This is a genomic window from Streptomyces sp. Isolate_45 (assembly GCF_024721315.2).
In the GTDB taxonomy this organism is placed as follows: Bacteria; Actinomycetota; Actinomycetes; order Streptomycetales; family Streptomycetaceae; genus Streptomyces.
On sequence record NZ_JANFAK020000037.1, the window covers coordinates 40,332 to 62,920 of the forward strand.

Genomic DNA, 22,589 nt, shown 5'->3' on the forward strand with positions numbered 1-22,589 from the left:
CGCCCGGGCCGGAGGTGGTTGGCTTCGCCGTGACGAGCGATCACAACTGCTGGAGGAACAGGTATGGCGCAGGTCGAGGCCACCACGGAGCGGATCATCGCGGCCGACGCGGAGACCGTGTTCGACACGCTGGCTGACTACAGCGGCTCCCGCGGCAAGCTGCTCCCCGAGCACTTCAGCGAGTACGAGGTCCGCGAGGGCGGCGACGGCGAGGGCACCCTGGTCCACTGGAAGCTCCAGGCCACCAGCAAGCGCGTGCGCGACTGCCTGCTGGAGGTCACCGAGCCCACGAACGGCCAGCTCGTGGAGAAGGACCGCAACTCCTCCATGGTCACCACCTGGACCGTGACCCCGGCGGGCGAGGGCAAGTCCAAGGTCGTGGCCAGCACCGTCTGGAACGGCGCCGGCGGCATCGGCGGCTTCTTCGAGCGCACCTTCGCCCCCAAGGGCCTCGGCCGCATCTACGACACCCTCCTCGACAACCTGGCCCGCCAAGTGGAGAACTGAGCGGAGCCGTTCGCACGGCGCCACCCCCGGGCTCACCGGTTCGGGTGGAGTTCCGGCGGCCCCGCGCCGCCGGAACCCCGACCGGCCCCGCGCCGCCGGATTGCCCCGACGCCCGGTACCGCGCGTCCGGCGCTGCGCCGCGCCGTCCGGCGCGGGCCGCTCCCCGCGGATCGCCCGGCCAGGGCCTAGGGTGGGCCTCCCGTGACCCGACCCACCGGGGGGCCCGATGAAGATCCTCATCTCCGCCGACATGGAGGGCGCCACGGGCGTCACCTGGCCCGAGGACGTACTCCCCGGCGCGTCCCAGTGGGAACGCTGTCGCGGCCTGCTCACCTCCGACGTGAACGCCGCCGTGCTCGGCTTCTACGACGGCGGCGCGGACCAGGTCCTCATCAACGAGGCCCACTCGACGATGCGCAACCTGCTGCTGGAGAAGCTCGACGCCCGCGCGGAACTGCTGACCGGCCGCCACAAGACCCTCTCCATGGTCGAGGGCGTCCAGCGCGGCGACGTCGACGGCATCGCCTTCGTCGGCTACCACACCGGCGCCGGCGCCGAGGGCGTCCTCGCCCACACCTACCTCGCCAACTCCATCACCGGGGTCTGGCTGAACGGCCTGCCGGCCAGCGAGGGCACGCTCAACGCGCACGTCGTCGCCGAGTACGGAGTCCCCGTCGTCCTCGTCACCGGCGACGACCTGACCTGCGTCGACGCCGCCGGCTACGCCCCGGACGCGATCACCGTCGCCGTCAAGGACCACGTGTCGCGCTACGCGGCCGTGTGCCGCACCCCCGCCCGCACGGCCGCCGACATCCGGGCCGCCGCCACCGAGGCCGCGGCGCTCGCCGTTCGGCACGAACCGGTGCGGGGCGGCCCGTTCACCGTCGAGGTGGAGTTCGACGCCGAGCACCTGTCGCTCGCCGCCACCGTCGTGCCCGGCGTCGAACGTTCGGGCGAGCGCCGGGTCGAGTACACCAGCGGGACCATGTACGAGGGGATCCGCACCTTCAAGGCGGTCACGACGGTCGTCTCGGCGGCCGTGGAGGAGCAGTATGGCTGACATGCACCGGGTGGCCGAGGACGACGCAGCACTGGACCGAACGGCGTTCGACGAGGTGGTCGAGTTCACCTCCGCGCTGATCCGGATCGACACGAGCAACCGCGGCGGCGGTGACTGCCGGGAGCGGCCCGCCGCCGAGTACGTCGCCGAACGACTGGCCGGGGCCGGCCTGGAGCCCGTCCTGCTGGAGCGGACCCCGGGCCGCACCAACGTGGTGGCCCGCATCGAGGGCACCGACCCCGGCGCCGAGGCCCTCCTCGTCCACGGCCACCTCGACGTCGTGCCGGCCGAGGCCGCCGACTGGAGCGTGAACCCCTTCTCCGGCGAGGTCCGGGACGGGGTGGTCTGGGGCCGGGGCGCCGTGGACATGAAGAACATGGACGCCATGGTGCTGGCCCTCGTACGGGCCTGGGCGCGCCGGGGCGTTCGACCGCGCCGGGACATCGTCATCGCCTACACCGCCGACGAGGAGGACAGCGCCGTCGACGGGTCCGGGTTCCTCGCCGACCACCACCCGCACCTCTTCGAGGGCTGTACGGAGGGCCTCGGCGAGTCCGGCGCCTTCACCGTCCACGCCGGACCCGGCCGCACCCTCTACCCGATCGCGGCCGGCGAACGCGGCACCGCCTGGCTGAAACTGACCGCCCACGGCACCACCGGGCACGGCTCCAAGCCGAACCGGGCCAACGCCGTCACCCGGCTCGCCGCGGCCGTCGCCCGGATCGGCGCACACGAATGGCCGGTCCGCCTGACCGACACCGTCACCGCCTGCATCACCGAACTCGCCGCCCTGCAAGGCCTGTCGGTCCAACCCCGCGCCCCCGGCTTCGACGTCGACGCGCTGCTGCCCAAGCTCGGCCCGGTCGGCGCGCTCGTCGAGGCCACCGTCCGCAACAGCGCCAACCCGACGATGCTCAGCGCCGGATACAAGCTGAACGTCATCCCCGGCCACGCCACCGCCTACGTCGACGGGCGCATCCTGCCCGGAGGCGAGGCCGAGTTCATGGCGACCCTCCAGGAACTCACAGGCCCCGACGTGCACTGGGAGTTCCACCACCGGGAGGTCGCCCTCGAAGCCCCCGTGGACGGACGCACCTTCGCCATCCTGCGCGAGAGCGTCGAGCACTTCGACCCCGACGGACACGTCGTCCCCTTCTGCATGGCCGGCGGCACCGACGCCAAACAGTTCTCCCGGCTCGGCATCACCGGCTACGGCTACTCCCCGCTCAGGCTGCCGCCCGGCTTCGACTACTGGTCCCTCTTCCACGGCGTGGACGAACGGGTCCCCGTCGACGCCCTCCACTTCGGCGTCCGCGTCCTCGACCGCGCCCTGCGCGCGCTGTGAAGGGAGCCCGGTGATGGCGGCCCCAGGCCCGTACCTGCCCTACGGCAGTTGGCCCTCCCCGATCGACGCCGCGCTCGCCGCCTCCCACGACGGCCGCCCCGAGTACCTGGGCACCGTCGGCGCCGAGGTGTGGTGGACCGAGCCCCGCCCGAAGGAGGGCGGCCGGCGCGCCCTCGTGCGCCGCCCCGCCGACGGTCGGGCCGCCCGATCCGTGCTGCCCGCCCCGTGGAACGTCCGCAGCCGGTTCACCGAGTACGGCGGCATGCCCTGGGCGGGCGCCGAGCGGCCCACCGGGGGGCCGCTCGTGGTGTTCGTCCACCACGCCGACCAACGGATGTACGCGTACGAACCCGACGCGCCCGGCAGCCCCGCGCCGCGCCCCCTGACCCCGCTCTCCACGGTCGGGGGCGGCCTGCGCTGGGTCGACCCGGTGCTGCGCGGCGCCGAGGTGTGGTGCGCGCTGGAGGAGTTCACCGGCCCCGGACCGGGTGACGTGCGCCGGGTGACCGCGGCCGTACCGCTCGACGGGTCGGCCGCCGCCGACCGGACCGCCGTACGGGAGCTCACCGACGACCGGCACCGCTTCCGGACCGGGCCCCGGCTGTCCCCCGACGGGCGGCGCGCCGCCTGGCTGGTGTGGGACCACCCCCGGATGCCCTGGGACGGCACCGAACTCCAGGTCGCCGACGTGACCCCGGACGGCACGCTCGGCACCCCCCGCAGCGTCCTCGGCGGCCCGGACGAGGCCGTCGCCCAGGTGGCGTGGGCCGCCGACGGGAGCCTGCTCGCGGTGAGCGACCGCAGCGGCTGGTGGAACCCGTACCGGGTGGACACCGGGGGCGGCGGGGCGGTCAACCTGTGCCCCCGCGAGGAGGAGTTCGGCGGCCCCCTGTGGAAGCCGGGGCTGAGCTGGCTGGCCCCGCTGTCCGGCTCCCGCGCCGAGGGCTCCGGCGGCGGGCTCCTCGCCGTCCTGCACGGCCGCGGATCCTCGGTGCTGGGCGTCCTCGACCCCGACAGCGGGGACCTCGTCGACGCCGCCGGACCGTGGACCGCCTGGCAGCCGACCCTGGCCGTCAGCGGCACCCGCGTCTACGGGGTCGCCGCCAGCCCGCGCAGCGCCTACGAGGTCGTCGAACTGGACACCACGACGGGCCACGCCCGGGTCGTCGGCGCCCACGCCGCCGACCCGGTGGACCCCGCCCACTACCCGGAACCGCAGACCAGGACCTTCCCCGGCCCCGGCGGCCGGGAGATCCACGCGCACGTCTACCCGCCGCACCACCCCGCCGTGCGGGCCCCGGCCGCCGAACGGCCCCCGTACGTGGTGTGGGCGCACGGCGGCCCCACCGACCACGTCCCGCCCGCCCTGGACCTGCACATCGCCTACTTCACCTCGCGCGGCATCGGCGTCGTCGAGGTGAACTACGCGGGCTCCACCGGATACGGCCGCGCCTACCGGGAGCGGCTGCGCGAACAGTGGGGGGTGGTCGACGTCGAGGACTGCGCGGCCGTCGCCCGGGCCCTGGCCGCCGAGGGCACCGCCGACCCCGCCCGGCTCGCCGTCCGCGGGGGCAGCGCCGGCGGCTGGACGGCGGCCGCCTCCCTGGCCGCCACCGACCTCTACGCCTGCGCCGCGATCATCTACCCGGTACTGGACCTGCGGGGCTTCGCCGCCGAGACCCACGACCTCGAATCCCACTACGCCGACGGCCTGGCCGGACCGCCGCGGACCCTGTCCCTGCGCAGCCGCGAACGGTCCCCGGTGGCCCGCGCCGACCGGATCACCGCGCCCTTCCTGCTGCTCCAGGGCCTGGACGACCGGGTCTGCCCGCCCGCCCAGGCCGAGCGGCTGCTCACCGCGCTGCGGGGCCGCGCGGTACCGCACGCGTACCTCACCTTCGAGGGCGAGGGCCACGGGTTCCGACGCGCGGAGACGATCGTCACGGCCCTGGAGGCGGAACTGTCGCTGTACGCACAGGTCTTCGGGATCGACCGGGACGACGTCCCCCGTCTGGCCCTGCACAGCTGACCCCCGGGCGCCCCGCGGGCGGATCATGGGCCCATGACCCACCAAGCCCCGAAGGGCGGCTCCCAGGGCCGCGGCGCGTTCACCCCGGCCCGCGTGGGCATCCTCGCCCTCGCGGTCCTCACCCTCGTCTTCATCTTCGAGAACACCCGGTCGACGGAGATCCGGCTGCTGGTCCCGATCGTCACGATGCCGCTGTGGGTGGCCCTGCTCAGCACGGCGGTGCTCGGCGGGCTCTGCGGCGCCTACCTGGCCCGGCGCCGCCGCCCGAAGTAGCGCGCGGCGCGCGGGCCGCCCGGTCGGTCCGCGACGGCCGACCGCTCACCCCGCGCCGGCGACCGGTCGGCGTCGCGACGGCCGACCGCTCAGGCCGTGTGCAACCAGACGCGGAGCGGTCCGAGCGGGGCGAACCCGGCGCGGACGGCGGCGTCGAGGTCCTCCCCGTGCTCGTAGCCCACGACGGGCAGCCCCGGCCACAGCTCGTGGGCGGCGCCGACGGCGGCCGCCCACGCGGAGTCCGCGCCGGCCGGGTCCGGGGCGAACAGGTTGGACACCCCGACGACCCCGCCCCCGAGGCTGAGCACCGCGCCGGCCACGATCCGGCCCCCGGAGCGGCCCGTCAGGAAGGCGATGTCCGGGACGAGCAGCTCCGGTCGGAACAGCCCGGACGGCTCCCCGTCGCCCCACGCCGCCTCCCAGTCCGCCAGCTCCCCGGCGTCGCGCACCCGCGACCACACCGGGCCCGCGTCGCCCGTCCCGGCGGCCGCGGGCCCCGCCGGACGGTGGATCCACCGGGCCTCGAACAGCACCTCGAAGCCCGCCGGGGTCAGGTCCAGCGCGGCGAAGCTGTCCTTCACGCAGCAACCCGGCGAGGCCGTGTCGACGCCGCCCAGCACCTCCTCCGGGGTGGCTCCCGGAGTCAGGGACACCGCGTCCGGATACATCGGAGGAGTGCGCGCGGCTCCGCTCCAGGCGGCCGGAGCGAAGGTGGTCGGCACTCCGTGGGCGCAGCACACGGCGTCGCACCAGTCGGCGTTGTTGCGGGCCGCGGCGAGCAGCAGGGCGGAAACGTCCTCAGCGATCATCACCGGGGGATGTTGTCACGGCCCCTAGCCTGGGGCGATGGAATATTCGCACTACGTCGCCACCGGCCCGGCGGTCGGCCTGCGGCCCTTCCGGCAGTCCGACGGCCCCGAGTTCGCCGCCCGCGCGCACGAGAGCCGGCACCTGCACCACCCCTGGCTGTTCCCGCCCGTCACCGTCGCCGAGTACGAGCCCTACGCGGCCCGCCTCACGGGCGACGAGGGCCGCGCCGGGTTCCTGGTCTGCGAACTCGCCACCGGGGCCATCGCCGGCTTCGTCAACGTCAACAACATCGTGCTGGGCGCCTTCCGGTGCGGCGCCCTCGGCTACGGGGCCTTCGCCCACGCCACCGGACGCGGACTGATGGGCGAGGCCCTCGACCTGGCCGTCGACCACGCCCTCGCGCCGGCGGACCGGGGCGGCCTCGGCCTGCACCGCCTGGAGGCCAACATCCAGCCCGCCAACACCGCCTCCATCGCCCTGGTCAGGAGCCGCGGCTTCCGGCTGGAGGGCTTCTCCCCGGACTTCCTGCACGTCGACGGCGCCTGGCGCGACCACGAACGCTGGGCCGTCACGGCCGGAGAACCCCGCCGGCCGAAAACCGGGACCGCGGCGCCCGAGTCGCCCAGGATGGGGTCATGAGAAGCCTCGTACTCATCGACGCACCCTCCAACCTCGGCCTGCGGCCGCCCGCGCCGGGCACCGTCCCCGGGGTCTACAAACTGGCCGGCGCCCTGCGGGAACAGGGACTGCTGCACCGGCTCGGCGCACGCGAGGGCGGCGTCGTCGTCCCGCCGCGCTACGACCGGGGCGACTGGCAGGAGGGCGACGGCGTCTTCCACGCGGGACCGCTCGCCGGATACACCACCGTCCTCGCCGACCGGATCGAGAAGCACCTGCGGGCCGGCGAATTCCCCGTCGTCCTCGGCGGCGACTGCTCCATCCAACTCGGCGCCGCACTCGCCATGCGCCGCATCGGGCACTACGGGCTCGCCGCGATCGACGGGTCCGCCGACTTCCGCCACCCCGGCAACGAGGCGCTCAACGGACCCGTCGGCGCCGCCGCCGGCGAGGAACTCGCCCTGGCCACCGGCCGCGGCCAGGCCGACCTGACCACCTTGGAAGGCCTCGGTCCCTACCTGCGCGACGAGGACGTGCGCCTCTTCGGACTCCGCGACGGCGACCCCGACCTCCCCGAACTGCGCGCCGCCGGGATCGCCGCCGCCACCGTCGGCGACATCCGGGAGCGGGGCGCCGCGACCGTGGCCCGGGCCGCACTGGAGGGACTGCACCCGCCGCGCACCGACGGCTTCTGGATCCACCTGGACGCCGACGTGCTGGACCCGTCCGTCATGCCCGCCGTGGACAGCCCCGACCCGGGCGGGCTGCTGCCCGACGAACTCGCCGGACTGCTCGACGTACTGGCCCGCTCGCCGCGCTGCGTCGGGCTCAACGTCACCGTCTACGACCCGGACCTGGATCCGGACGGACGTGCGGGAGCACTGCTCGCCGATCTCGTCACGGACGCCTTTGCGTAATCCTGACCGGTGGTGATCCGCGGAACCCCTGTGCACCGGCCGCGCCGGCGTGTTCCATTTCCTCATGGCCACCACCGTCCGACGTGCCCTGCTGACCCTTCCCGCGGCCCCGTTGGGTCCCGACAACCCCCTCCCCGCCCTGCGCGCACCCGACGGAGTGCACGTGCTGGACGAACGCGCGCGCGACGGGCTGCCGCGCGACATGGCCCGCCAGATCGGGTACGAGCCGCTGCGCTCGCTGCTGCCCGTCCCGGTCCGGGACGGGTACGGACGCGAACGCGCCGAGCGCGAGTTCGAAGCGGTCGTCATCGAGAACGGCCTGCTCCGCGTCACCGTCCTGCCCGGACTCGGCGGCCGGATCCACTCCCTGGTCCACCTGCCGACCGGCCGCGAACTGCTGTACCGCAACCCGGTCTTCCAGCCCGCGAACTTCGCCCTCAACGGAGCCTGGTTCTCCGGCGGCATCGAATGGAACATCGGCGCCACCGGACACACCACCCTGTCCTGCGCCCCCCTGCACGCCGCCCCCGTCGCCGCGCCCGACGGGGGCGTGATGCTGCGGATGTGGGAATGGGAACGGCTGCGCGACCTTCCGTTCCAGGTGGACCTGTGGCTCCCCGCCGACTCGGAGTTCCTGTACGTCGGCGTCCGCGTCCGCAACCCGCACGAACGCCCCGCGCCCGTGTACTGGTGGTCCAACACCGCCGTTCCCGAGGAGCCGGGCAGCCGCGTCCTCGCCCCCGCCGACGAGGCCTGGCACTTCGGTTACGAGCGTTCCCTGCGCCGCGTCCCCGTACCCGATCGGGAGGGCGAGGACCGCACCTACCCGCTGCGCAGCGAGTACCCGGCCGACTTCTTCTACGAGGTCCGCGACGCGGACGCGGACCGACCCTGGATCGCCTCCCTCGACGCCGACGGGTACGGGCTGGCGCAGGCCTCCACCGCCCGGCTGCGCGGCCGCAAGTTGTTCGTGTGGGGCGCCGGACCGGGTGGCCGGCGCTGGCAGGAATGGCTGACCCGGCCCGGCACCGGCGGCTACGCCGAGATCCAGGCCGGGCTCGCCCGCACCCAACTGGAACACGTACGCCTCGAAGCCGGGTCCGAGTTCAGCTGGTTGGAGGCCTACGGGCCCCTGCGCGCCGACCCCGCCCAGGTGCACGGAGCCGACTGGGCGGCCGCCCGCGGCGCGGCCGCCGAGGCCCTGGACGCCGTCCTGCCGGCCGCGACCCTCGACGCCGCCTTCAAGGCCTGGCGGGCCCGCGCCGACACCGAGCCGGGGGAGCGGATCGCCACCGGCTCCGGATGGGGCGCGCTGGAGGTGCTGTGCGCGGGCCACTCCCTGCCCGGCACCCCCTTCGAGGAATCCACCCTCGGGGCCGCCCAGGAACCCTGGCTGAGGCTGTGGCGCAGCGGGGTCCTGCCCGCGCCGCGCGGGGCGACCCCGCCCGGCGAGGCCCTCGTCGCCGGGCACTGGCGGGACATGCTGGAGACGGCCCCCGCCGACCCGCTCACCGAGTACCACCTGGGCGTCGCCCAGTGGCACGCCGGTGACGTCGCCCAGGCCGTGCGGAGTTGGGAACGCGGGCTGGCCCTGGCCCCCTCCCGCTGGCCCCTGCTGCGCTGTCTCGCGGTGGCCGACACCCTGGCCGGGGACCCGCTGCGGGCCGCCGACCGGTACGCCGAGGCCTTCGCGGACCTGGTCGCGCAGAGCCGGGGCGGCGACGCCTGGACCGCCGCCGAATCCGCCCTGGGCCGGGAGGCGATGACCGCGCTGCTCGCCGCGGGCCGACCGGCCGCCGCCCGCGAGGTGTGGGACGGGCTCCGCCCGGCGTTGCGCGAACAGGGCCGGTTCCGGCTGCTCGCCGCCCGGCTGCTGGCGGCGGAGGGCCACGTCGGCGCGGCCCGCCGGCTCTTCGAGGACGGCTTCGAACTCGCCGACCTCCGCGAGGGCGAGGAGGCCCTGTCCGAGCTGTGGGCCACCCTGACGGACGCCCCGCTGCCGCCCGCGTACGACTTCCGCATGCACCCGCCCGGCGGCTCCGCCGACAGGCCCTAGACGTACGGCGCGGCCCCGCCGAGCTCGTCCCGGACGACCTCGCGCAGCAGGCCGCGCAGCCAGGCGTGGGCGGGGTCGGCCGCGTAGCGGGGGTGCCAGGCGAGGGACAGTTCCAAGGTCGGCAGGTCGAGCGGGACGGGGAAGGTGGCCAGCCCGAACCGGCGGGCCGTCGCCGAGTGGACGCGGTCCCCGAGGATGCCGACGAGGTCGGTGTCGAGCAGGGCCAGCAGGGCCGAGGCGAACGTCGGGTAGACGGCGACCACCCGGCGCGCCAGGCCCTGGTCGGCCAGCGCCGTGTCGATCGGTCCGGTGAACCGGCCGCGGCGCGAGTAGTTGAGGTGGTCGGCGGAGGCGAACCGGTCGACGGTGACGGCACCGTCCAGCAAGGGGTGGCCGGCCCGGGCGACGCCCACGAAGCGGTCCGCCAGGAGCGGTTCGATCCGGGTCTCCGGGCTCGGGTCGGTGACGTTGCCGAGTTCCAGGTCGGCCAGGCCCTCGCGGAGGTACTGGACGTCCTGCGGGCCCTCGCCCAGGAAGCGGAGGGAGACGCCGGGCGCCTCGGCCCGGATCCGGGTCAGCAGGGGCGCCCCGAGGCGGACGACCAACGACTCGTCCGCCTGGACGGTGAAGACCCGCTCCAGCCGTGCCGGGTCGATTTCGCCCGCCGGGGTGAAGACGGCCCGGGCCCGCGAGACGACCTCGTGGACCTCGGCCCGCAGCGCCAGCGCGCGCGGGGTGGGCACCATGACCCGCCCCGACCGGACCAGCACCGGATCGCCCAGGGCGCGACGGATACGGGCGAGGGTCCGGCTCATCGCGGGCGACGACAGGTTGAGCCGGTCGGCGGCGCCGCCGACGCTGCCCTCCTCGAGCAGGGCGTCCAACGCGATCAGCAGATTCAGATCCAGTTGCATGCGGTGCACTTATCTCTTCGCAAGGTTGCATTTGAAGGCAAGTCCGATGCGAGCCTACCGTGGGAGCACGGCCGGCCCCGTCACCCTCCCTCGGACGAAAGACCCCTGAAATGAACCTGGTTGAAGTGCGCCGCACACCGCGGCCCGCCGGCCGCCGAGCCGTGTACACGGTCATGGCCGCTTGTTCCGTGCTGGTGGTGTCGCTCGTCGCGGCGGTCAACCTCGCGATCCCCGCACTGGCGGCGAGCCCCCTCGATCCGTCCGCCGGCCAACTGCTGTGGATCGTCGACACCTACGTGCTGGTCTTCGGCTGCCTGCTGATACCCGCCGGCGCGATCGGCGACCGACACGGCCGCAAGGGCGCCCTGCTGACAGGGCTGGCCCTGGTCGCCGCCGGCGCCCTGCTGTCCGCCGCGGCCCCGGGCGTGGCCGTCCTCATCGCCGGACGGGCCGTCACCGGCGTGGGGGCGGCCCTCGTGATGCCGGCCACCCTGTCGCTGATGCTGGAGGTGACCGAACCCGCCGGACGCCCCCAGGCCGTCGCCGTGTGGACGGCCGCGACCGGCATCGCCGGCGTCGTCGGGAACATCGGCGGCGGCCTCGTCCTGCAGTACCTGCCCTGGCAGGCCCTGTTCCTGGCCGTCGCACCGGCCGCCGTCGTACTGGGCCTGCTGGCGGCCCGCTTCGCCCCGCGCGGCGAACGGCGCCCCGCGGCACTGGACGCGATCGGCTCGGTCCTGCTCGTCGCTGCCGCCGCGGCCCTGCTCCACGGCATCATCGAGGGCCCCTCGGCCGGCTGGACCTCGGTCCGGGTGCTCGGCGCGCTCGCCGCGTCGGCCGTCCTGCTGACCCTGTTCGTGGCCCGCTCGCTGCGCACGGCCCACCCGCTGATCGACCCGCGGCTGTTCCGCAGCCGCAGGCTGCGCGCCGGTTCCCTCGGTGTCGGCGTCGCGTTCTTCGGGCTGTTCTCGCTGTTCTACGTCAACGCCCAGTACCTCCAGTACGCCAAGGGGTACTCGCCGCTGCTCACGGGCTGCGCGATCGTCCCCCTCGCCGTCGGCATGATGGTCGCCTCCCGCCGCAGCATCGCCCTGGCCGCACGCTTCGGTGACGCCGTCGTCGCCGTCGGCCTCGCCGCGATCGTCACCGGCCTCTTCCTGATCTCCTTCGCCACCGCCTCCACCCCGTATCCCGTCTACGCGCTCTTCCTCGTGGTCCTCTCCCTGGGCATGGGTCTGTGCGTCCCCGTCCTGTCCTCGGCGGTCATGACGTCCCTGCCCCAGGACCGGGCCGGCCTCGGCTCGGGCCTGAACGGCGCGACGCGCGAGATCGGCAGCGCCCTGGGCGTCGGGGTCCTCGGCACCGCCCTCTCCTCCCACGGCTCGCAGGACTTCTCCGAGGCGATGTCCTTCGGCCTGCGCGTCGTCGCCGTCCTGGTGCTCGCCGGCTCGCTCCTCACCCTGTCCTGGTGGCGCCGCCCGTAGGAACCGCCGGGCTTTCGCCCGGTGCGGCGGGAGCGCGTGCCGGACGTCGCGAGGCGGACGGGAGTTCGACGACAGACCCTAGGCGCGGCAGATCAGTTCGCCGTTCAGGACGGAGAACCAGGCGTCGGGGGTCGCGCCCCACGCCTGCCAGGCCCGGGCGGCGGCGTCCAGGTCGGCGCGGGTGCCGTGGCCGCCGTCCGTGGCGATGGCCGCGTAGGAGGAGGCCGTCGTACGGTCCGCCCACAGGGAGGACCACCAGGCGACCTCCTCGGCGGTGGCGTAGCACCAGGCCGTCGCGGACGCGGTGACCTCCGTGAAGCCCGCCGCGCGGGCCCAGGACAGCAGCCGGCGGCCGGCGTCGGGCTCGCCGCCGTTCGCCCGGGCCACCCGCCGGTACAGGTCCAGCCACTCCTCCAGGCCAGGGGTCGCGGGGTACCAGGTCATCGCCGCGTAGTCGGCGTCGCGCACGGCCACGATGCCGCCCGGCCTGCACACGCGGCGCATCTCGCGCAGGGCCCGCACCGGGTCGCCGACGTGTTGCAGCACCTGGTGGGCGTGGACCACGTCGAAGGAGTCGTCGGGGAACTCCAGGGCGTGGACGTCGGCCGTACCGAAGTCGACGGCCCCGGCCAGGCCGCGTTCGGCGGCGTGGGCTCGGGCCTGCTCGACCACGTCCGCCGCCGCGTCCACGGCCGTCACCCGGCCGCCGGGGGCGACCAGTTCCGCCAGGTCCGCCGTGATCGTGCCGGGTCCGCAGCCCACGTCCAGCACCCGCATGCCCGCGCGCAGTTCCCCGGTCAGGTAGGCGGCCGAGTTGGCGGCGGTGCGCCAGCGGTGGGAACGCAGCACGGACTCGTGGTGGCCGTGCGTGTAGACGGCCGTCTCGTGGGTCGTGCGGGCGTCGTTCTCGTGGGTGGCACGGGTGGCGTCGTTCATGGCGGAACCCCTCCTCGTCGAAGCGTCGTGATCACGGTAGGGGATTCGACCGACATATGAGACCTGCGTTTTGACATGTGGACACGATGCTTGTCGGGAAAGGTGTGGGGTGGGTGTGCGGCTGGGGAGGGGAGGCGGCTGCGGCTCGGCGGGCCGCCGCGCGGGCCGACGGGCGCAGTGGCCCGAATGACCGTATAAAGGGCAGGGGTGGGGCCGGTCGGTGGCAGTCGATGGCAGCGGCAGTGGTGGCGGAAGGCGGAAGGCGGACACAGTGGCGGGGATGGCCGAAGGGACGACGCACGGCCTGGGCGCGGCCCGGGCGTGGGGGCCGGTGTCCGTGGGGCGCGGGCCCGTCCGCTACGGACCCCCCGCCCCGGAACCGGGCCTGCCCGCCCTCCCCGAGCTCACCGCCGCCCTGGCCGGGGCGGCGGACCGGGCCGCCCCCGAGCCGCCGGGCGGTGGAGAGGCCCTGCGCGAGGCCGCCTGCCGGCACTGGGGCCGGCGCGGGCTCGCCACCGCCCCGGAGAACGTGGCCGCGGGGCCCGGCGCCCCCGCCCTGCTGCTGGCCCTGCTCGGCGCGTACGGGGGCGACGTCATGCTGCCCCGCCCCTGTCCCGCCTGGTGGACCCCGCAGGTCCGACTGCTGGGACGGCGGGCCTACCACGTGCCGACTCCCGCCGAGTGCGGCGGCGTACCGGACCCGTACGCCCTGCTGGAAACCGTACGGAGGGTCCGGGCCGAGGGCGGCGACCCGCGCGTGCTGCTGCTGTCCGTGGCCGACGACCCGACGGGGACCGTGCCCCCGCCCGAGATGCTCCGCGAGGCCTGCGAGGCGGCGGAGTCCGCGGGCCTGTTCGTGGTCGGCGACGAGAGCTGGCGCGACACCGTCCACCGGCCCCGCGAGACCCTCGTGCTGAGTCCCGCCGAGATGCTCCCCGACCAGGTCGCCGTCCTCGTCGACCTCTCCGGCGCGCTGCTGCCCGGCGGCTGGCCCGCCGCCGTGCTCCGCCTCCCCGGCACCCCGCGCGGCACCTGGCTGCGCGCCCGGACCCTGGACATCCTCACCGCCACCGGCGCCCTGGTCGCGGGGCCCGTCGCCGGGGCGGCCGCGCACGCGCTGGACGAACCCGACGCGGTCACCGAACGGGCCTACGCGGCCGCCGCCCTCCACGGCACGGTCGCCGCCGCCGCGCACCGGGTGCTGCTGGCCGCCGGGGCTTTCGCCCGGCCCCCCGAGGCCGGTCGGCACCTGTACGCCGACCTGACGCCGCTGCGTGCCGGACTGGCCCGGCACGGGGTGGGCGACGCGATGGAACTGGAGGACTGGCTGGGCGCCCGGCTGGGCTCGGCGACGCCCGGCGGCCAACGGTTCGCGGACGACCTGGGAGCGCTGCGCGTACGGCTGTCGACCGGACCGCTGCTGGGAAGCGGCCCGCGGCAGCGGTTGGCCGCCCTGGAGTCCCCGGACCCCCTGGCCCTGCCGCACGTCCGGGGAGCCCTGGACCTGCTCGGCTCGGTCCTCGCCGAGCTGGCCGACTGACCTCCGCCCGTCCTCGAACTCATGTCGTAGGATCCCCTGTTCATGGACGCGAGTGCGGAACCGGGGATGATCGCCGTACCAGCGGGGCGGGTCACCCTGTCGGACCGGCGGACGTCGCGCAGCTGGGCCGTGGACCTCGCGCCGTACCGGATCGCGGCCCTCCCCGTCACCCAGGCCCGGTACGCGGAGGTCACCGGACTGCGGCCCAGCGCCGCCCGGGGTGACCGACTGCCCGTCGAGAGCGTGTCCTGGTGGGACGCCGTCCGGTTCTGCGACGCGCTGTCGGAGAGCGAGGGCCTCACACCCGTCCACCGCCTCCACCCCGACGGCGAGGGCGTCGACCGCGATGAATCCGCCGACGGGTACCGGCTGCCGACCGAGGCCGAGTGGGAGCACGCCTGCCGGGCCGGCACCACCGGACCGCACTACGGGCCCCTCGACGAGATCGCCTGGTACCGCGGCAACTCACGGGAACGCGTCCACGAGGTGGGCGGCAGGCTCCCCAATGCGTGGGGCCTGTACGACATGCTCGGGAACGTCTGGAACTGGTGCTGGGACGTCTACGACCCGGAGGTCTACGGGAGTTACCGGGTGCTGCGCGGCGGCGGCTGGTTCGACGAACACTGGAGCTGCCGGGCCTCCGCGCGCCGCCGCAGCCACCCGACCTTCCGGGTGGAGGACGTCGGCTTCCGCGTGGCGCGCTCCATGCCCGGCATCACGAGCACGGCCGGGCGGGGCGTCGGGGCAGGACGGGCCGGAGAGGCCGGAGAGGCCGAACACGTCGGACAGGCCGAACAGGTCGGACAACATGGGGAGGACGTCGATGGACGACCGTGAGCTGGTGTTCCTGGGGGCAGCCCGGCAGGCCGAACTCGTGCGGGCCGGAAAGGTGTCGGCACGCCGGTTGGTGGAGGCGACGCTGCGCAGGGCCGAGCGGCTGGACCACCTCGGCGCCTTCCGCGTGCTGCTCGCGGAACGCGCCCTGGCCGAGGCGGACGCCCGCGACGCCGCGCTCGCGGCGGGCGGGCCCGGCGCGGACGGACCGCTGCTCGGCGTCCCCGTCGCGATCAAGGACGAGCTGGACGTCTCCGGGGAGGTGACCACCTTCGGCGGCGCCGCCAACCTCACGCCGGCCGCGCACGACGCCGAGGCCGTGCGACGACTGCGGGACGCCGGAGCGGTGATCATCGGGAAGACCACGATGCCCGAGTTCGGCCAGTGGCCGTTCACGGAGTCGGCCGCGCACGGCTATGCCCGCAACCCCTGGAACCCCACGCGCACCACCGGCGGGTCCAGCGGGGGCAGCGCCGCCGCCGTCGCCGCCGGTCTCGCCGGCGCCGCGCTCGGCGGCGACGGCGGCGGATCGATCCGGATCCCGGCAGCCTGCTGCGGTCTGTTCGGCCTCAAGCCGCAGCGCGGCCGCGTCCCCACCGCCCCGCATCCGCACCTCTGGTACGCCCTCGGCACGATCGGACCGCTGACCCGCACGGTGCTGGACAGCGCCCTGCTCTACGACGTCCTCAGCGGTCCGGCCGAAGGGGACCGCTGGACGGCGCGACCCGCCCGGACGAGCTTCGTCCACGCGGCGTCGACGGAACCCGGCAGGCTGCGGATCGGCTACTCGGCCACCCCCGCCGTGTTCGGGGTGCGCCCGCATCCCGAACACGTCGCCGCCCTCGACGACACCGTACGGATCCTGCGCGAACTCGGGCACGACGTACGGGAGGTGGACCCCCGCTACCCCGACACCACGGCGGCCTTCGTGGCGCAGTTCTGCGGGGGCGTGCGCGCCGAGGCGGCGGCCGTGGAACGGCCCGAGCTCCTGGAGCGGCGGACCCGCAGCACGCTGCGGCTGGCCCGGCCGGTGTCCGGGGCCGTGGTGGAACGGGCCGTCCGCGCGGGCGAACGGCTGGCGGCGAGGGCCGGTCGTTGCTTCGCCGGGGCGGATCTGCTGCTCACGCCGACCCTGGCCGCCCGGCCCCGGGACGTCGGATCGCTCGACGGGGTGGGGACGGTCGGCGCGATGGTCCGCTCGCTCCCGATGATCGCCTACACCGCCCTGTGGAACGTCACCGGTCACCCCGCGGCCTCCGTCCCGGCCGGCTTCGGCTCGGACGGACTCCCGCTCGCCGTCCAACTGGTCGGCAGGGAACACCAGGAGACGACCGTCCTCCAGGTCGCGGCCCAGCTCGAAGCCGTCCGTCCCTGGGCCCACCGGACCCCCGGCCCGTGACCCCCGGCACCGGCGGGGCGGCGCCTACCGTCGTGCCCGCCGCCACACGGCCGGGCCCGCGCTGATCAGCAGGGTGAGGCCGACGGCCAGCGCCACGCCCTTCCACGGCTCGGAGAACAGCGACCCGCCCAGGATTCCGATCAGTCCGTACGTCGCCGCCCAGGCGAGGCAGGCCGGGGCGTCGCCCCGGGCGAAGCGCCGCAGCGGCATCCCGGCCAGCAGGCAGGCCAGCATCACCGGGATCCGGCCCGCCGGGACCAGCCGCGACAGCACCAGTACCGTGACGCCGTTCTCGTCGAGCTTCGCCTGCGCCCGCTCCAGCCGCTCCGGCGTGGCCCGGCCGCGCAGCGACTCCAGCCACCGTGAGCCGCCGCGCGAACGCACCCCGCGCCGACCCAGCCAGTACAGCGTGACGTCCCCGAGGAACGCCGCCGACGCGGACACTCCGAAGACCAGCAACAGCCCGAAGGGCCAAGGCTGGTGGTGGAACGCCACCACGGCCGCCGTACTCACCAGAGCCCCCGTCGGGATCACCGGCACCAGCGCGCCCAACGCCACCAGCACGAACAGCGCCGGGTACCCGACCGCCTGCTGGGTGGTCTCCGGCGGCACCTGACCGGCGGCCGACGCCGCCTCCCGCCACGGGATCACGGAAGCCGCACCCGCTCCCCGTGGGCCGGCACGCGTACCGTCACCTTCGGCGCGAGCCGCAGCGCGTGCCGGGCGAACTCCTCGCCGGGCGCGTGGAACTCGTGCGGGCGCACCGCGTCCATGCCGATCGGCCAGTACGTCCCGTAGTGCACCGGCACCGCCGCCGCGGGAGCCAGGTCCGCCAGCGCCCGCGCCGCCCGCTCCGCGTCCAGGTGCCCCGGCCCCAGGTACGGCCCCCAGCCGCCCACCGGCAGCAGCGCCACGTCCACCGGCCCGACCTCCTCGGCCATCGTGTCGAACAGGCCCGTGTCCCCGGCGAAGTACGTCCGCGACGCGCCCTCGACGACGTACCCGAGCGCGGGCGACCGTTGCGGCCCGAACGGCAGTCGCCGCCCGTCGTGCCGCGCACTGACCACCCGTACCCGCACGTCGTCCCGTACGGCGACCTCGTCGCCCGGGGCCACCTCCGCCAGCACCAGGTCACGCAGCTCGGCGAGCCGCTCCAGACCCGGCACCGCCCGGCGCGCCCCGCGCGGCACCAACAGCCGGGTACCGCGCGGCACGCGGGCCAGGGACGGCAGGTGCAGGTGGTCGGAGTGCAGGTGCGACACCAGCACCACGTCGGCCCGGGCCGCCTCGGGCGGGGGCGGCGCCCCGCGTCGCCGCCGCAGGTGCGCGAGCCGACGGGCGAACAGCGGATCGGTCAGCAGCCGCACCCCCGAGTCCCGCACCGTGCACGTCGCGTGTCCCCACCAGGTGATCTCGACCGACACCCCGGCCCTCCCTCCCTCGGTCCCCGCTCCTCCCGAGCTTAGGGCCTGTCGTCACACTCCCGTCTGCCTCACGACGTCCGGCACGCGCCCCCAGGCGCGCCCGGAGCGATACGCGCGGACGCGGCCCTCCCGGATCCGATCCTCGCGGTCCCCTCCTCCGCGGGCCCGGATCGGAGTAGGGTCGGGCGCCATGGATGAGCTGCGCGTGGCCGCGATCGCCAGCCTGGCCCCGCTTGAGGAACTCGACACCGATCCCTTCGCCGTGGACACCCGGAGCCAGCACGCCATGTGCGCGCGCTGGGCTGCCGACCAGGGCTACGTGGTCACCCGGCACCTGCTCTTCTACGGGCTGCGGGCCGACCACTGCGGACTGTGGTGCGACGTCGACGCCGGCCAGATCGACCTGTTCGTCGCCCCCAACAGGCGGGTCCTGGCCCGGGCGCTGAGCTCGGTCGACGAGTTCGCCGCCGAGTGCGAACGGCGCGGCGTACGGCTGGAGACCGCCGGGCTCGACGAACCGCATTACACCTCGGCGATGAAGGCCGAGGTGCACCGACGGCTCTCCATGCCGACCGCCGGCTACGACGGCACGTAGACCTCCCCTCCGCACCCCCACGGCCCGGCCCCACCCGCCGTACGTCCGTGCGGCACCCGTGTCCACCGCACCGCCCCACCGGCCTGTGCGACGCTGGCCGGAGGGGTCGCCGACGGTGCGCGGCCCGGGACGGAAGACGGGGAACGGGCGTGGGGCGACGGCGTTGGCGTTGGCGGGCCGCGGGCGGTGCGCTGATGCGGGTGGTGATCGTGTGGGCGGTGTCCACGCTCACCATGCTCGTCCTCGCCGGCATCCTGCCCGACTTCCGCCTCCAGTCCTCGGACAGCGACAGCGTCACCCGGATCGCGCTGACCGCCGCCTGGGCCGCCGGGGCCTTCGGACTGCTGAGCGCGCTGGTGTGGCCGGTGCTCGTACGGGCCCTGCTGCTGGTGCCCGCGCTGGTGCTCGGGCTGCTCGTGTTCTTCCTCAACGGCTCGATCCTGCTGATGGCGCTCAGCCTGATCCCGGACGGCCGCGGCGCGGTCGCCCCCGAGACGGCCGTCGTCGTCGCCGCGGTGATGTCCGCGGTGGCGTCCGCCACCTCCACCGCCCTCGCGGTCCGCGACGACGAGGCGTACCGGCGGCGGCTGTACCGGCTCGCCGACCGAAGGCGGCGCCGCCGGCGCCGCGCGGGCGCCCCGGGCGAGGCGCGGGCCGCACCCGGGGTGGTCTTCCTCCAGCTGGACGGCGTCGGGTACGAGGTGCTGCGCCGGGCGGCCGCGGACGGGCTGATGCCGACGGTGGCGGACTGGCTGGAGCGCAGCCACCGCCTCGCGTCCTGGCGTACGGACTGGTCCAGCCAGACCGGCGCCAGCCAACTCGGCATCCTGCACGGCTCGAACTTCGACGTACCGGCCTTCCGCTGGTACGAGAAGGACACCGGCGAGGTGATGGTCTGCAACCGGCCCACGAGCGCGGCCGAGCTCCAGCGCCGGGCCGTGCGCCGCACCGGCGACGCCGGGCTGCTCACCCTCGACGGCGCCAGCCGGGGCAACCTGTTCAGCGGCGGGGCCGACCAGCTGGCGCTGGTGCTGTCCGTCGCGGCCCGGCGGGGGCGCGACAACCGCTCCCGCGCGGGCTACTTCGCGTACTTCTCCGACCCGGCGAACGCCGTCCGCACCGCCCTGTCCTTCACCGCCGAGGTGGGCCGCGAGATCGGACAGTCGCTGCGCTCCCGCGCCCGCAGGATCGAGCCGAGGGTGGCGCGCGGCGGGCTGTACCCGATCATCCGGGCCTTCGCGACGGTGATCGAGCGGGACGTGGTCGTCGCGGCGGTGATCGGGGACGTACTGGCGGGCCGCGCCGCCGTCTACGCCGACCTGGTCGCCTACGACGAGGTCGCCCACCACTCGGGTCCGCGCGGCGGCGACACCGACCGGGTGCTGGCACGGCTGGACCGGAGCCTCGCGCTGATCGCCCGGGCGGCCGAGCACGCCCCGCGCGGCTACCGCTTCGTCCTGCTCTCCGACCACGGCCAGAGCCCGGGGGAGACCTTCCTGGGCAGGTACGGGCTGACGCTGAAGGACCTCGTCCGCGCGGGCTGCGGGCTGCCCGTCTCGCGGCGGGCCGGCGGCACGCGCAGCGGGGCCGAGGCCCGCGCGGCCGTGCTGGCGGCCCTGGGCCGACCCGAGGACGAGGGCGAGGAGGCCAGGCCGCCGGCGGGCTCCGACCCGGTGGTCCTGGCCTCGGGCAACCTCGCGTTGATCTCCTTCCCGGACCTGCCCGGCCGGGCCACGCGCCGGTGGATCGAGCGGGCCCACCCCGCCCTGCTGGCCACCCTGGCCAACCACCCCGGGGTGGGCTTCCTCCTGGTGGACGGCGAGGTGCTGGGGCCGGACGGCGCCTCGGCGCGGCTGGACGCCCCGGGCGCGGCGGAGGAGCTGCTGGCGCCGTTCGGGCCGGGCGCGGCCGATGCGGTCCGCCGGACGGACTCCTTCCCGCACGTGGCCGACATCATGGTCAACTCGGCCTACGACCCGATGAGCGGCGCCGTGCACGCCTTCGAGGAACAGATCGGCTCGCACGGCGGCCTGGGCGGGGAGCAGGCGCACCCGTTCCTGATGTGGCCCACGGAGCTGTCCGATCCGGGCTCGGAGCTGGTGGGCGCCGAGGCGGTGCACGTCGTCCTGCGCCGCTGGCTGCGGGAGGCGGACGGCCCGCAGGTCCCGCTCACGGACCGGCCGGCGGAGGATCCCCGGCAGGAGCCCGACCCGGGTGGAAGCTTTCCTTCCGCAGGGGTGCCCGCACCGGACGAAACCCGGTGATTTGGTACGGAGTTCACGGTGGCCGACCATGGGGCGTCCTGCCCAACATGTGAGACATTCCGAGGCGCACCACCGATGACCAGCACCGCAGCCCCGACCACCACCGGGGCCACGGGCCCCGCAGCAGTCACGGACCCCACCGTCGCGGGTGATGGTGGCCCGCACGCCCGCCGCTTCGGCCTCCCGGTCGCCTTCTGCCTGGTCATGGGCAACATCATCGGCGGTGGGATCTTCCTGCTACCGGCCTCGGTGGCACCCTTCGGCACCATCAGCCTGGTCGCGTTCGCCGTCCTGACCCTCGGTGCGATCGCCCTCGCCCTGGTCTTCGGCCGCCTCGCCGAGCGGCACCCCCGCACCGGGGGACCGTACGTCTACGTCCGTGCCGCGTTCGGTGACTTCGCGGGCTTCCTCGCCGCCTACAGCTACTGGATCACGACCTGGGTCTCGAACGCCGCCCTCGCGGTGGCGGCCGTCGGATACCTCACGGTGCTGTTCCCCGGGATCGGGGACCACAAGTGGTCCATGTGCCTGGCGGCCCTCGCCGTCCAGTGGCTGCCCGCCCTCGCCAACCTGGCGGGCACCCGGTACGTGGGCGCCGTCCAGGTCGTGGCGACCGTACTGAAGCTGGCGCCGCTGCTGCTGGTCGCCGTCGGCGGGCTGTTCTTCTTCGACCCGGCGAACCTCGGACCGTTCCGGGCCACCGACCAGAGCGCCGTCGGAGCCGTCTCCGCGTCCGCCGCGATCCTGCTCTTCAGCTACCTGGGCGTCGAGTCGGCGGCCGTCAGCGCCGGCGAGGTCCGCGATCCGGCCCGCAACGTCGGCCGCGCCACCGTCCTCGGCACCGCCGGCGCGGCCACCGTCTACCTGCTCGGCACCCTCGCCGTCTTCGGCCTGGTCTCCCACGACGCGCTGGTCTCCTCGCAGGCCCCCTTCAGCGACGCCGTCAACGCCATGTTCGGCGGCACCTGGGGCGGCACGCTCGTCGCCTGCGCCGCGGTGGTGTCGATGGTCGGCGCGCTCAACGGATGGACCCTGCTCAGCGCGCAGACCCCGTACGCGGCCGCCAAGGACGGGCTCTTCCCGAAGGTCTTCGCGGCGAAGCGGCGCGGCGTCCCGGTGGCGGGCGTCCTCGTCACCGTGGTCCTGGCCTCCGGCCTCACGGTCTACAACTACACGGCCGGCTCCGAGGGCGTCTTCGAGGTCCTGGTCCTCGTCACGACCTTCACCGCGACCGTCCCGTACCTGCTGTCGACCGCCGCGCAGCTCTACTTCCTCGCCTCCGGGCGCGCCGAGGAGGTCTCGCGCGGCCGCCTGGTCCGCGACGCCACCATGGCCTGCCTGGCCTTCGGCTTCTCCATGTGGCTCGTCGCGGGCTCCGGCCACGCGGCCGTCTACCAGGGCGTCCTGTTCCTCTTCGCGGGCGTGCTCGTCCACGCCCTGATGGCCGCCCGCCGGCGGACCTCCGACCACCCCGCCCGGTAGGAATCGGACGGGGACGGCGGAACACCCCGCGGGGGGGGGGGGGGGGGGGGGGGGGGGGGGGGGGGGGGGGGGGGGGGGGGGGGGGGGGGGGGGGGGGGGGGG

General features: G+C 75.2%; 19 protein-coding genes and 1 pseudogene. 15 read left to right on the top strand and 5 right to left on the bottom strand.

Annotation, left to right across the window (positions count from 1 at the left end):
* Window positions 1-63: 63 nt before the first annotated feature.
* The 5 genes from NOD94_RS14915 to NOD94_RS14935 all read left to right on the top strand — a co-directional run bounded on the left by NOD94_RS14915 (window position 64) and on the right by NOD94_RS14935 (window position 5,214).
* On the top strand, window positions 64-507 hold the full coding sequence (locus NOD94_RS14915; protein WP_281206387.1) for an SRPBCC family protein: 444 nt from the start codon (window positions 64-66) through the stop codon (window positions 505-507).
* A gap of 226 nt (window positions 508-733) precedes the next feature.
* The gene (locus tag NOD94_RS14920) at window positions 734-1,567 is read left to right on the top strand and encodes a M55 family metallopeptidase (RefSeq protein ID WP_281206388.1); all 834 of its coding nucleotides are present in this window, start codon (window positions 734-736) and stop codon (window positions 1,565-1,567) included.
* The gene (locus tag NOD94_RS14925) at window positions 1,560-2,912 is read left to right on the top strand and encodes a M20/M25/M40 family metallo-hydrolase (RefSeq protein WP_281206389.1); all 1,353 of its coding nucleotides are present in this window, start codon (window positions 1,560-1,562) and stop codon (window positions 2,910-2,912) included. The genes NOD94_RS14920 and NOD94_RS14925 overlap by 8 nt, the downstream gene beginning before the upstream one ends.
* Window positions 2,913-2,925: 13 nt before the next feature.
* Window positions 2,926-4,941, top strand: a complete 2,016-nt coding sequence (locus tag NOD94_RS14930) for a prolyl oligopeptidase family serine peptidase (protein WP_281206390.1) — start codon at window positions 2,926-2,928, stop codon at window positions 4,939-4,941.
* Window positions 4,942-4,974: 33 nt separating this feature from the next.
* A complete protein-coding gene (locus tag NOD94_RS14935) occupies window positions 4,975-5,214 on the top strand; it encodes a DUF1049 domain-containing protein (RefSeq protein WP_281206391.1) in 240 nt (79 codons plus the stop codon).
* A gap of 89 nt (window positions 5,215-5,303) precedes the next feature.
* On the opposite strand, the gene NOD94_RS14940 is transcribed toward NOD94_RS14935, so the two are convergent.
* Window positions 5,304-6,023, bottom strand: coding sequence for a hypothetical protein (locus NOD94_RS14940; RefSeq protein WP_281206406.1), 720 nt, complete (start codon window positions 6,021-6,023; stop codon window positions 5,304-5,306).
* A gap of 37 nt (window positions 6,024-6,060) precedes the next feature.
* Between NOD94_RS14940 and NOD94_RS14945 the strand changes: the two genes are divergently transcribed.
* From NOD94_RS14945 to NOD94_RS14955, 3 genes are all read left to right on the top strand, one after another.
* Window positions 6,061-6,663, top strand: coding sequence for a GNAT family protein (locus NOD94_RS14945; protein ID WP_281206392.1), 603 nt, complete (start codon window positions 6,061-6,063; stop codon window positions 6,661-6,663).
* Window positions 6,660-7,559 carry an arginase family protein gene (locus tag NOD94_RS14950; RefSeq protein WP_281206393.1) on the top strand — a complete coding sequence of 300 codons (900 nt, stop codon included), beginning with the start codon at window positions 6,660-6,662 and terminating at the stop codon, window positions 7,557-7,559. The genes NOD94_RS14945 and NOD94_RS14950 overlap by 4 nt, the downstream gene beginning before the upstream one ends.
* Before the next feature lie 64 nt (window positions 7,560-7,623).
* Window positions 7,624-9,615 carry a DUF5107 domain-containing protein gene (locus tag NOD94_RS14955; RefSeq protein WP_281206394.1) on the top strand — a complete coding sequence of 664 codons (1,992 nt, stop codon included), beginning with the start codon at window positions 7,624-7,626 and terminating at the stop codon, window positions 9,613-9,615.
* Here the strand turns inward: NOD94_RS14955 and NOD94_RS14960 are convergent.
* On the bottom strand, window positions 9,612-10,529 hold the full coding sequence (locus NOD94_RS14960; protein ID WP_281206395.1) for a LysR family transcriptional regulator: 918 nt from the start codon (window positions 10,527-10,529) through the stop codon (window positions 9,612-9,614). The two genes, NOD94_RS14955 and NOD94_RS14960, sit on opposite strands and share 4 nt — an antisense overlap.
* A 110-nt stretch (window positions 10,530-10,639) precedes the next feature.
* Between NOD94_RS14960 and NOD94_RS14965 the strand changes: the two genes are divergently transcribed.
* On the top strand, window positions 10,640-12,013 hold the full coding sequence (locus NOD94_RS14965; protein ID WP_281206396.1) for an MFS transporter: 1,374 nt from the start codon (window positions 10,640-10,642) through the stop codon (window positions 12,011-12,013).
* Between the two features lie 78 nt (window positions 12,014-12,091).
* Here NOD94_RS14965 and NOD94_RS14970 read toward each other — a convergent pair whose 3' ends face one another.
* Entirely contained in the window at window positions 12,092-12,949 is an 858-nt protein-coding gene (locus tag NOD94_RS14970; protein WP_281206397.1) for a methyltransferase domain-containing protein, read from the bottom strand.
* Between the two features lie 280 nt (window positions 12,950-13,229).
* Here NOD94_RS14970 and NOD94_RS14975 point away from each other — a divergent pair, with 280 nt between their 5' ends.
* The 3 genes and pseudogenes from NOD94_RS14975 to NOD94_RS14985 all read left to right on the top strand — a co-directional run bounded on the left by NOD94_RS14975 (window position 13,230) and on the right by NOD94_RS14985 (window position 16,722).
* Window positions 13,230-14,489, top strand: coding sequence for an aminotransferase class I/II-fold pyridoxal phosphate-dependent enzyme (locus NOD94_RS14975; protein ID WP_281206398.1), 1,260 nt, complete (start codon window positions 13,230-13,232; stop codon window positions 14,487-14,489).
* Window positions 14,490-14,531: 42 nt separating this feature from the next.
* Window positions 14,532-15,197: pseudogene (locus tag NOD94_RS14980) on the top strand (formylglycine-generating enzyme family protein); the annotation flags it as partial.
* A gap of 115 nt (window positions 15,198-15,312) precedes the next feature.
* Complete coding sequence (locus tag NOD94_RS14985; RefSeq protein ID WP_281206399.1) at window positions 15,313-16,722, top strand: amidase; 1,410 nt, start codon at window positions 15,313-15,315, stop codon at window positions 16,720-16,722.
* Between the two features lie 24 nt (window positions 16,723-16,746).
* Here the strand turns inward: NOD94_RS14985 and NOD94_RS14990 are convergent, their stop codons facing one another.
* Both NOD94_RS14990 and NOD94_RS14995 read right to left on the bottom strand, forming a co-directional pair.
* The gene (locus NOD94_RS14990; protein WP_281206400.1) at window positions 16,747-17,373 is read right to left on the bottom strand and encodes a VTT domain-containing protein; all 627 of its coding nucleotides are present in this window, start codon (window positions 17,371-17,373) and stop codon (window positions 16,747-16,749) included.
* Window positions 17,370-18,146: an MBL fold metallo-hydrolase gene (locus NOD94_RS14995; protein ID WP_281206401.1), complete on the bottom strand. Its 777-nt coding sequence runs from the start codon at window positions 18,144-18,146 to the stop codon at window positions 17,370-17,372. Before NOD94_RS14995 ends, NOD94_RS14990 begins: the two co-directional genes overlap by 4 nt.
* A gap of 190 nt (window positions 18,147-18,336) precedes the next feature.
* Here NOD94_RS14995 and NOD94_RS15000 point away from each other — a divergent pair, with 190 nt between their 5' ends.
* The 3 genes from NOD94_RS15000 (at window position 18,337) to NOD94_RS15010 (ending at window position 22,487) form a co-directional block, all read left to right on the top strand.
* The gene (locus tag NOD94_RS15000) at window positions 18,337-18,741 is read left to right on the top strand and encodes a hypothetical protein (RefSeq protein ID WP_281206402.1); all 405 of its coding nucleotides are present in this window, start codon (window positions 18,337-18,339) and stop codon (window positions 18,739-18,741) included.
* A gap of 194 nt (window positions 18,742-18,935) precedes the next feature.
* Window positions 18,936-21,005, top strand: a complete 2,070-nt coding sequence (locus NOD94_RS15005; RefSeq protein WP_281206407.1) for a phage holin family protein — start codon at window positions 18,936-18,938, stop codon at window positions 21,003-21,005.
* Window positions 21,006-21,080: 75 nt separating this feature from the next.
* Window positions 21,081-22,487 carry an amino acid permease gene (locus NOD94_RS15010; RefSeq protein WP_281206403.1) on the top strand — a complete coding sequence of 469 codons (1,407 nt, stop codon included), beginning with the start codon at window positions 21,081-21,083 and terminating at the stop codon, window positions 22,485-22,487.
* Window positions 22,488-22,589 lie beyond the last annotated feature (102 nt).